Consider the following 8712-nt stretch of genomic DNA (forward strand, 5'->3'; position numbering starts at 1 on the left):
ACCTGACGAAACTCGGCTGGGAAGACGTGGTGCTTCTGGAGCGCAAGCAGCTGACCAGCGGCACCACCTGGCATGCGGCCGGGCTGATCGCGCAGCTGCGGGCCACGGCCAATATGACCAAATTGGCGAAATACTCTCAGGAACTCTATGGCGCGCTCGAGGCGGAAACCGGGGTGGCCACCGGCTTCAAGCGGGTCGGCTCGATCACCGTGGCGCTGACCGAAGAGCGCAAGGAAGAGATCTATCGCCAGGCCGCCATGGCGCGCGCCTTTGGTGTCGAGGTCGAAGAGATTTCCAACGACCGGGTGCAGGAAATGTATCCGCATCTGAACCTCGAAGGGGTGGTCGGCGCGGTCTATCTGCCGCTCGACGGGCAGGGCGACCCGGCCAATATCGCGCTGGCCCTGGCCAAGGGCGCCCGGCAACGCGGCGGCATCGTCAAGGAACGCATCAAGGTCACTGATATCGTCAAACAGGGCCGCAGGGTCACTGGCGTTGACTGGGTGGCCGATGACGGCTCGGCCTCGGGGCATATCGCATGCGACATGGTGGTGAACTGTGCCGGCATGTGGGGCCACGAGGTGGGGCGCATGGCCGGTGTCAACGTGCCGCTACATGCCTGCGAACATTTCTATATCGTCTCCGAACCCATCGAAGGCCTGACCCAATTGCCGGTGCTGCGGGTGCCGGATGAATGCGCCTATTACAAGGAAGACGCCGGCAAGATGATGCTTGGCGCCTTTGAGCCCGACGCCAAACCCTGGGCGATGGATGGTATCCCCGACAGTTTCGAGTTTGACCAGCTGCCCGAGGATTTCGACCATTTCGAGCCGATCCTCGAAGATGCGATCAACCGCATGCCGATGCTGGCCGATGCAGGCATCCACACCTTCTTCAATGGCCCGGAGAGCTTTACGCCCGACGATGCCTATCATCTGGGCCTCGCGCCCGAGATGGACAATGTCTGGGTTGCCGCCGGGTTCAACTCGATCGGCATCCAGTCGGCGGGTGGCGCCGGCATGGCGCTGGCACAGTGGATGGATACGGGCGAGAAACCCTTTGATCTCGGTGATGTCGACATCAGCCGCATGCAGCCTTTTCAGGGCAACAGGCAATATCTGTTCGAACGCTCGAAAGAGACTCTGGGCCTGCTCTATGCCGACCATTTTCCCTATCGCCAGAAAGCCACCGCGCGCGGCGTGCGGCGCACGCCGTTCCATCACCAGTTGCTGGAACAGGGTGCCGTGATGGGTGAACTGGCGGGATGGGAGCGCGCCAACTGGTTCGCCAACGAGGGCCAGGAACGCCAATACCAATACAGCTGGAAGCGCCAGAACTGGTTCGGGAACGCGGCCGCAGAACACCGCGCGGTGCGCGAGAATGTCGGCATGTATGACATGTCGTCCTTCGGCAAGATCCGCGTCGAGGGCCCGGATGCCGAGGCCTTCCTCAACTATATCGGCGGCGGCAATTATTCGGTGCCCAAGGGCAAGATCGTCTATACCCAGTTCCTCAACAGCCGTGGCGGCATCGAGGCCGATGTCACCGTGACCCGGTTGAAGGAAACGGCCTATCTGGTGGTCACCCCGGCGGCGACCCGTCTGGCCGACCAGACCTGGATGCAGCGCCACAAGGGGGATTTCAACGTCGTCATCACCGATGTCACGCCGGGCGAAGGCGTGCTGGCGGTGATGGGCCCCAATGCGCGGAAACTCTTGGAAAAGGTGTCGCCGGCTGATTTCTCCAACGCCAGCAACCCCTTTGGCACCGCGCAACAGATTGAGCTGGGCATGGGTCTGGCCCGCGCCCATCGCGTGACCTATGTGGGCGAGCTGGGCTGGGAGATCTATGTCAGCGCCGACATGGCGGGTCATGCGTTCGAAGTGCTGCACGCCGCCGGGCAGGACATGGGGCTGAAGCTTTGCGGCATGCATATGATGGACAGTTGCCGCATCGAAAAGGGCTTCCGCCATTTCGGCCATGACATCACCTGCGAAGACCATGTGGTGGACGCCGGCCTCGGTTTTGCGGTCAAGGCCGACAAGCCCGATTTCATCGGCAAGGCAGCGGTGATGGACCGCAAGGAAACCGGCCCCAAGTCGCGCTTGGTCCAGTTCAAGCTGACCGATCCCGAGCCGCTGTTGTTCCACAATGAGCCGCTGCTGCGCGACGGTGAGATCGTCGGCTATATCTCGTCGGGCAACTACGGCCACACGTTGGGAGGCGCGATCGGCATGGGCTATGTGCCCTGCGAAGGGGAGAAGGCGGCCGAGGTTCTGGCCTCGTCCTATGAAATCGACGTCATGGGCACCCGCGTGCGCGCCGAAGCCTCGTTGCAGCCGATGTATGACCCCAAGTCCGAGCGCGTGAAGGTCTGACGCTCCGACCCGGCCGGCGCTCTTCTGCAGGACGAATTGCTACCGCAGCCTAACCCAGCAGTCTTTGCAGGCGGGTCAGGGCCGTTTCGGAGCGCCGCGACAGTGTCTCGGCAGGCGGTTGCGGCATGTGGCCGCTGACCCGCCGGATCTGCAGATCACCGATCAGCAGGCCGAGGTACAGATCTGTGGCTTCTTCCGCATCGTCGAAGCGCAGCGCCCCCTGCTCGCGCGCCAGGCACAACAGGCCCGAGATCAGGGGCGCCACGGTATTGCGGCCCTCGGCCGCGATCGCCCGGCCCAGCGTGCCGCTGGGGTCGGCCGCAGCCGCCCGGTTCAGCGCCACCGCGCGCGGCCCGGTCAGCATATGCAGCAAGACCGGACCCATGGCCCCCAGGCTGGCCATGGCATCCTTGCCTGATGCCTGGGCAGCCAGCAGGGTTTTGACCTCTTCCGCGTTGCGCGCCACCAGGGCCCGGAACAGCCCGGTCTTGTCGCCATACCAGTTGTAAAGCGTCTCGTTCGATGCCCTTGCCCGACGGGCGATCGCCAGCATCGAGGTGCCGCCAAAGCCCTTTTCTTCCAGCACTTCGTAGGCTGCCTGCTCGATCTGGTCCTGGCGGGTGGCCTTGGCGTCGTCGCGCATGATGTCTTTCCTTTTTCGCTTGACCCGTACCGTAACCATGATTACGGATAGATGCAACCGTACACATCATTACGCCAAAGGAGAGACAGAGATGACCACGACTGACCGCAACGCCACCGCCGCCCTGGTGGCTCTTATTGCCCTGCAGGCCATCATGCTGGGATCGCTATTTGCCGGGGTCGCGCCGCATCCCCCGGCCGCAACGCCGCTGTTCGCCATCGGGCCTTTCATTGGCGCCGCGATTGCGACGGCGCTGGCGGCGATCACCGTCGGCCCCACCGGCAGCACCGTGGGCAGGCTGCTGTCCTGCCTTGCCGCGCTGATGGCGCTGGTGTCCTTCGGGCCGCAGAAATACTTCGATGCGCAGTTCGCGCTGATCTGGCCGGCGGTTCTGGCTGGGCAGCTTGCGGTGGCGGCGCTCATTGCCGCCACGCTGCGCGGTCGCAGTGCGGCAGCGCGCCGGACCCTTCCGGCGGCGGTCTGACGGCTGCGTCTCAGCCCGGCTGGTCGCGGATCAGCCGGGCGAGTTGCGCGACCCAGAGACTGTAGGCGGCTTCGGAGGGGTGATAGCCGTCCGCCGCCACCAGATGCGGCTCGTAAGGCAGGTCCAGCGCCAGATGCGCGATGTCGGGCCTGCCTTTGGCCAGTTCCGCCAGTTCCCGGTCCAACCGGCCGGCATGGCACCCCAGAACCCAGCGCAGGGGCTGCGGCAACAGCGGGAACTGTTGCATCGGCGGCACCCCCGAGAGGATGAACCGCCGCACCGAGTGCCGGCTGCGCAGCGCCTCGATCAGGGCGTTCTGGCGGGATCGGAACTGGCTGGGCGAGACGAAGCGGGTGGTGTCGTTGACCCCGTGCACCAGCAGCGCCAGATCGAATTGCCTTTGCGGCAACCGGGGCAGTGCCAGCAGCGTGTCGCGGGTGGTGGCGCCGGTTGCGGCCTCGAGATGCCAGCACAGCGGGCCATCCCCCGACAGTTCATCCGCCAGCTGCGCGCCCAGCGCCGCGCCCTGCGAGCCGGCCCCGACGCCGGCGGCCGAGGAATCGCCGAGGATCAGCAGCCGCAGCCCGCTGCCATTGCCCCCGTCCCCTTCCGGCCCGCCGGATCGCGGCCCGGCGGGTTCGGGCAGGCGCATGGCCCGCGTCCTGACCCAGAGCCCCTGCGCCAGCAGAAGCGGGGCCAGAAGCGGCCGCAGAACGAGGTCAGGTGCCGGTTTCATCATCCCCCTCCGCCCATGGGTGTCGCGCCGCGGCTGGCTGAGAGGCCGGGCCCGAGGCCCGCCCGAAAGCGCGCCCGCAGGCTTGGCCGAGCGGTGGTGTCAGCTTAGCGCTTCGCGGTATTTCAGGAAACGCGGATCCTTCATCACCCGCTCCATCATCGCGTCGCGCAGCAGCCCGACGGATTTATAGGGCCGCATCACCACTTCGAAAGTGTCGATCAGCCCGTCCTCGCCGAGGGTGATCAGGTCGACCCCGACCGCGTCGAGATCGCCGATGCGGCACTGGAACTCCAGCGCCCAGTCCTTGCCCTCGCCCATGATGCGGCGGTATTCGAAATCCTGAAAGATCTGGCCCACATGACCAAGGATCGCGGCGCAGGGTTCGCGCCCGGTCCAGGTCTTCCAATAGGTCGGGGGCAGGAACTTCACCTCTTCGGCCAGGATCTCGATGATCCGGCTGTCGTCGCCCGAGGCCACGATCTCGGTCATGCGCTGAATGGTTGGGTGCATCTCGAATTCTCCTGTGTCTGCCCGCCAGAGTGCCCAAACCCGGGTTGCGGGCAAGGCTGACGTCGGGTTGCCCATCGCCGCCGGGGCCTCTAAAGCGGGCGCATGGCTGTTTCCTCAGAATATACCCCGCCGCAGGACCCGCTCGAGGTGCTGCACGAAGACCACGAGATCGTGGTGGTCAACAAACCCGCCGGGCTGCTGTCGGTGCCGGGGCGCGGCGAGCATCTGGCCGATTGCCTGCTGACCCGGGTGCAACTGGCCTTTCCCACCGCGCTTCTGGTGCACCGGCTGGACCGGGACACCAGCGGCGTCATGGTCTTTGCCCAGACCCCGCACGCCCAGCGCCACCTGTCGATGCAGTTCGAAAAGCGCAGCACCAAGAAGACCTATGTTGCCCGGGTGGCGGGGATCGTGAGCGGGACGTCGGGCACCGTGGACCTGCCGCTGATCGTCGACTGGCCCAACCGGCCGCGCCAGATGGTGGATCATGCGCGGGGCAAACCGGCGGTGACGGACTGGCGGCTGCTGAAGGCAGGCGATGGCGAAAGCCGGCTGCGCCTGATGCCCAAGACCGGTCGCAGCCACCAGTTGCGGGTGCACATGCTGGCTTTGGGGCACCCGATCCTTGGCGATCCGCTTTATGCCTCGGGCCCGGCGCGCGACGATCACCCGCGGCTGATGCTGCATTCGCAGGAGCTGCGCCTGAGCCACCCCGAGAGCGGGCGGGGCATGAGTTTTCGCGCTAAGGTGCCGTTCTAGCTCGCCCGCTGTCGCGGCACGGATAGGTCGTTTTCAGGCGATCAGACAGGCCCCGATCCGATAGAGTCCCTGTAACCCCCGCGATGGCGGGCTCTGACGCGTGTCCTTGTGCGACAGGGTGGGTTTCAGGAGGTACGGGATGATGATGTTCGACTCGCGCATGCAAGAGCTGCGCCGCAGGATGCAGGCGGCAGATATCGACGTGGCGCTGATTACCGATGACGACAATGTCTATTACCTGACCGGCTATTACGACTACCTGCATATGGAGTTCGGCCGCCCGACGATTCTTGTCGTGCCACGTGACGGTGACAGCCTGCTGATCACCCCGGTCATCGATCTGAACACCGCCCGGGACACCGCCCGGGTCGGGCGCATCGCGGCCTGGAACGACGGCGTCGGCACCGAATGGCGCCAAGAGCTGCCGGGGGCGCTGCGCGGCGCGGGCCGGGTGGCGATAGAACCGGCCCACATGCCACCGCTGGTGCGCGCCCATGTGGATGACCTGGTGACGGCGGATCGGCTCACCAGCGTCACACCGCTACTGACCCGGATGCGCATGATCAAATCCCCGGAAGAGCTGCAACTGGCGCGCCATGCCGGACAGGTGGCCGGGGCGATGATGCAAGCGGGGCGCGCGGCGATCGGTGACGGCGTGCCCGAGTTCGAAGTGGCGATTGCCACCTCGCAGGCCGGCACCCGCAAGGCGGCGGACCTGCTGGCGGCGCATTATCAGGACGCGACCATGTCCCCCAACACGCATTTCTTGCAGATCATGGCGTCGGGCGACACCATCACGCGCACCCACCACCGGGCCACAAATCGGATCATGCGGCGCGGCGAACCGGTTTTCCTGTGCTTTTGCGGCATGACGAATTTCCACCGTTTCAAGCTGGGCTTTGACCGCACCTTCTGGATCGGAGAGATCGCCGAGCCTGCGCAGGCGCAGGTTTACGAGGTGGCCCTGGCCAGCCAGCAGGCCGCCCTGGCCGCGCTACGCCCCGGTGTGACGGCGGAAAGCGTGCATGCGGCCTATGCTGAAGTGATTCAAAGCGCCGGCTACGAGTTTCCTTTCCGCTGCGGTCGCGCCACGGGGTTCAGCTTTCTTGAAGCCCCGCAGCTGGTGACAGGGGACAAGACGGTGCTGCAGCCCGGCATGGTGTTCGCGGTGGACGGGTCGGTGTCGACGGACCGGTTCCGGGCCCAGGTCGGCGACAGTTTCATCGTCACCGAAGACGGCTACGAAGCGGTGACAGATCATCCCAAGGGGTTGCAGGAGGTGGTTCTGTAAGCCGGGTTTCGAAACCGGACGGGGGCTGACAGGGGCCTTGCCCCTCGGCCGGCGTGCGGCGCACGCCTGCCTCACCCCAGGATATTTGCGGCAAGAGAAAGCGCAGGCCGGGTCAGGCCGCGATCCTGTGCCATGTGTCGGGCAGGATGTCGGGGTTGTGCATCGACCTGGCGGCGAACCAGGTGGCCGGGGCGGTGACCATCTTGTCGGGGTTGGCGTTGAGCCATGCGGCCCACCACGAAAAGGAACTGTTGGCGATGATGTTGTGGCGGCACAGGCTCATCAGGCGCAGGTCTTCGTAATCGGTCTCGGCGCCATTGAGGTCGACCACCAGCTTTTCGAAGGGCAGGGGAAGGTTGTCACGGGCCCAGCCGGGGTCGTCGGAAAAGACGAAGATGGTCGGGGTCTCGGTCATGCGGCTGGCGATATGGTCGACGGCGGCGCGGTAATAGGCCTCGGTGCAGACCCCATGGGCGCCCAGCGCCAGGTAATCGCCGCGCCGCACGTGCAGCGAGACCGCCGGGGTGGCCTGGATCCGCGCCGCCATGGCGGCGTTTTCCTCGGAGGCTTGCGGCCGCGGGACGAAGGCGCGCCGCAGATGCGGCGCGATGCCCGAGAAATAGCGCGCGCTTTGCCAGTAGCCGTGCAGGTAGCTGTTGTCGGACCAGTCGGAAAAGCCCGGGTTGAAACCGAGGCCGTGCTCGCGGCGGAAGCGCGGATTGCGGCCCAAGCCGCGCCACATTGCATAGCGCAGCAGCCCGTCGCCTTTCGCGGGCGGCAGCGCCGGGGCATCGGTGATGTCGAGGTCGAAGATCCGCGTCAGCGGGCGGGTGCCGCGGGCCTCGAGGCTGCGCGGGTCCAGCGCCAGGTCGGTGCCCAGACGGCTCGCCAATGCGCGGCCGGCGGCATATTGGAACATCTGGTTGCCGAGCCCGCCGAACAGCCTTGCGAAGATCATGGTGCGTGGTTTCCTTTCGGCGTGGACAGGGCCTAGTTAGCAGAGCCGCCGCGCGCGGGCGAGGAGGAAAACGGGGCCGCGCGATCTGTGTTGCCAGCGGAGGAGCCCGCCGGTTTCCCGCGACCCGAGGCGGGTTCGGCTAGAGATCCAGTTCCGTCTCGAGCCTTCTGATGATGTCCTTGGCCTCGGCTGGTTCCTTCAGCCACCAGCCCGAGGCCAGAATCTGTTCCTGGATTTCGGCGGGAAAGCGATGGCCGACGATCCGCGCCGGAGATCCCGCGGCGATGGCAAAGGGCGGAATATCGCGATTCACGAAGGAATTGGCCCCGATGACACAGCCATGCCCGAGGTGGACTCCGCGGCGGATGATGGCGTCGACACCGATCCATACGTCGGCGTCGATGACGCAATCGCCGCGGGTCAGAACCTCGTATCCATCGTCATAGAACATGCTGGCGGTGGAGACGCGTTTCAGGTCGTGTTCCCCGTTGCCGATCGAGACGAAGTTGCCGATGGAGACGTAGCGGCCAATCCGAGCCTTGGTGACGAAACAATGCAGCCCGACATAGGAATGGGCGCCGATAATCGTGTCCTTGCTGACCTGAGAATGCCTGCCGATCTTGACGTCCGGATACCGCCTGCGCATCTTGAACTGTTTCATCGTGAGCTTCCGACACCTTCCCTGTTCGACATTCTGCGGGCAGAGTAATCCGGTTTCCTGCGGAAATGAACCAATGGCCGCGCCCTGCGGACAAATAACCCTGCGCGAGATCCGGCAGCTGGCCCGGGGCCTGCGCAGCGCTCAGGCGCAAAAAACGGCAAACGCCGGAGCGGACCCCGGCGTTTCCTGTCGTCATTTGGTGCGGCTCATTCCCAGGGGCAGCCCGAGATCGCCTTGACCTCGCAGAACTCCTCGATGCCCCAGACGCCGCCTTCGCGGCCGTTGCCGGACT

The 8712-nt window shown here is 65.5% G+C and carries 9 protein-coding genes; 4 read left to right on the plus strand and 5 right to left on the minus strand.

Going from position 1 to position 8712, the window contains the following annotated elements:
• On the plus strand, window positions 1-2378 hold a 2378-nt coding region (locus ABZD10_RS11180), incomplete at its 5' end, for an FAD-dependent oxidoreductase (RefSeq protein ID WP_372886551.1).
• Between the two features lie 49 nt (window positions 2379-2427).
• Here the strand turns inward: ABZD10_RS11180 and ABZD10_RS11185 are convergent.
• On the minus strand, window positions 2428-3021 hold the full coding sequence (locus ABZD10_RS11185) for a TetR/AcrR family transcriptional regulator (RefSeq protein WP_372886553.1): 594 nt from the start codon (window positions 3019-3021) through the stop codon (window positions 2428-2430).
• 91 nt (window positions 3022-3112) lie between these two features.
• Between ABZD10_RS11185 and ABZD10_RS11190 the strand changes: the two genes are divergently transcribed.
• The gene (locus ABZD10_RS11190) at window positions 3113-3505 is read left to right on the plus strand and encodes a hypothetical protein (protein ID WP_372886554.1); all 393 of its coding nucleotides are present in this window, start codon (window positions 3113-3115) and stop codon (window positions 3503-3505) included.
• Between the two features lie 10 nt (window positions 3506-3515).
• Here ABZD10_RS11190 and ABZD10_RS11195 read toward each other — a convergent pair whose 3' ends face one another.
• Window positions 3516-4241 (minus strand): SGNH/GDSL hydrolase family protein, encoded by a 726-nt coding sequence (locus tag ABZD10_RS11195; RefSeq protein ID WP_372886556.1) that lies wholly within the window; start codon window positions 4239-4241, stop codon window positions 3516-3518.
• Between the two features lie 99 nt (window positions 4242-4340).
• On the minus strand, window positions 4341-4751 hold the full coding sequence (locus ABZD10_RS11200) for a nuclear transport factor 2 family protein (RefSeq protein ID WP_372886557.1): 411 nt from the start codon (window positions 4749-4751) through the stop codon (window positions 4341-4343).
• 102 nt (window positions 4752-4853) lie between these two features.
• Between ABZD10_RS11200 and ABZD10_RS11205 the strand changes: the two genes are divergently transcribed.
• Complete coding sequence (locus tag ABZD10_RS11205) at window positions 4854-5510, plus strand: RluA family pseudouridine synthase (RefSeq protein WP_372886558.1); 657 nt, start codon at window positions 4854-4856, stop codon at window positions 5508-5510.
• A 139-nt stretch (window positions 5511-5649) separates the two neighbouring features.
• Window positions 5650-6801 (plus strand): M24 family metallopeptidase, encoded by a 1152-nt coding sequence (locus tag ABZD10_RS11210; protein ID WP_372886560.1) that lies wholly within the window; start codon window positions 5650-5652, stop codon window positions 6799-6801.
• Between the two features lie 112 nt (window positions 6802-6913).
• On the opposite strand, the gene ABZD10_RS11215 is transcribed toward ABZD10_RS11210, so the two are convergent.
• On the minus strand, window positions 6914-7759 hold the full coding sequence (locus ABZD10_RS11215) for an alpha-1,2-fucosyltransferase (RefSeq protein ID WP_372886561.1): 846 nt from the start codon (window positions 7757-7759) through the stop codon (window positions 6914-6916).
• Window positions 7760-7898: 139 nt separating this feature from the next.
• Entirely contained in the window at window positions 7899-8420 is a 522-nt protein-coding gene (locus tag ABZD10_RS11220; RefSeq protein WP_372886562.1) for a CatB-related O-acetyltransferase, read from the minus strand.
• Window positions 8421-8712 lie beyond the last annotated feature (292 nt).

Origin of the sequence: Shimia sp., assembly GCF_041624275.1 — a bacterium.
Lineage (GTDB): Bacteria > Pseudomonadota > Alphaproteobacteria > Rhodobacterales > Rhodobacteraceae > Shimia.

Coding starts and splice junctions, on each gene's coding strand:
- ABZD10_RS11185 (WP_372886553.1), bottom strand. CDS start 3,021: ATGCGCGACGACGCCAAGGCCACCCGCCAGGACCAGATCGAGCAGGCA.
- ABZD10_RS11190 (WP_372886554.1), top strand. CDS start 3,113: ATGACCACGACTGACCGCAACGCCACCGCCGCCCTGGTGGCTCTTATT.
- ABZD10_RS11195 (WP_372886556.1), bottom strand. CDS start 4,241: ATGAAACCGGCACCTGACCTCGTTCTGCGGCCGCTTCTGGCCCCGCTT.
- ABZD10_RS11200 (WP_372886557.1), bottom strand. CDS start 4,751: ATGCACCCAACCATTCAGCGCATGACCGAGATCGTGGCCTCGGGCGAC.
- ABZD10_RS11205 (WP_372886558.1), top strand. CDS start 4,854: ATGGCTGTTTCCTCAGAATATACCCCGCCGCAGGACCCGCTCGAGGTG.
- ABZD10_RS11210 (WP_372886560.1), top strand. CDS start 5,650: ATGATGATGTTCGACTCGCGCATGCAAGAGCTGCGCCGCAGGATGCAG.
- ABZD10_RS11215 (WP_372886561.1), bottom strand. CDS start 7,759: ATGATCTTCGCAAGGCTGTTCGGCGGGCTCGGCAACCAGATGTTCCAA.
- ABZD10_RS11220 (WP_372886562.1), bottom strand. CDS start 8,420: ATGAAACAGTTCAAGATGCGCAGGCGGTATCCGGACGTCAAGATCGGC.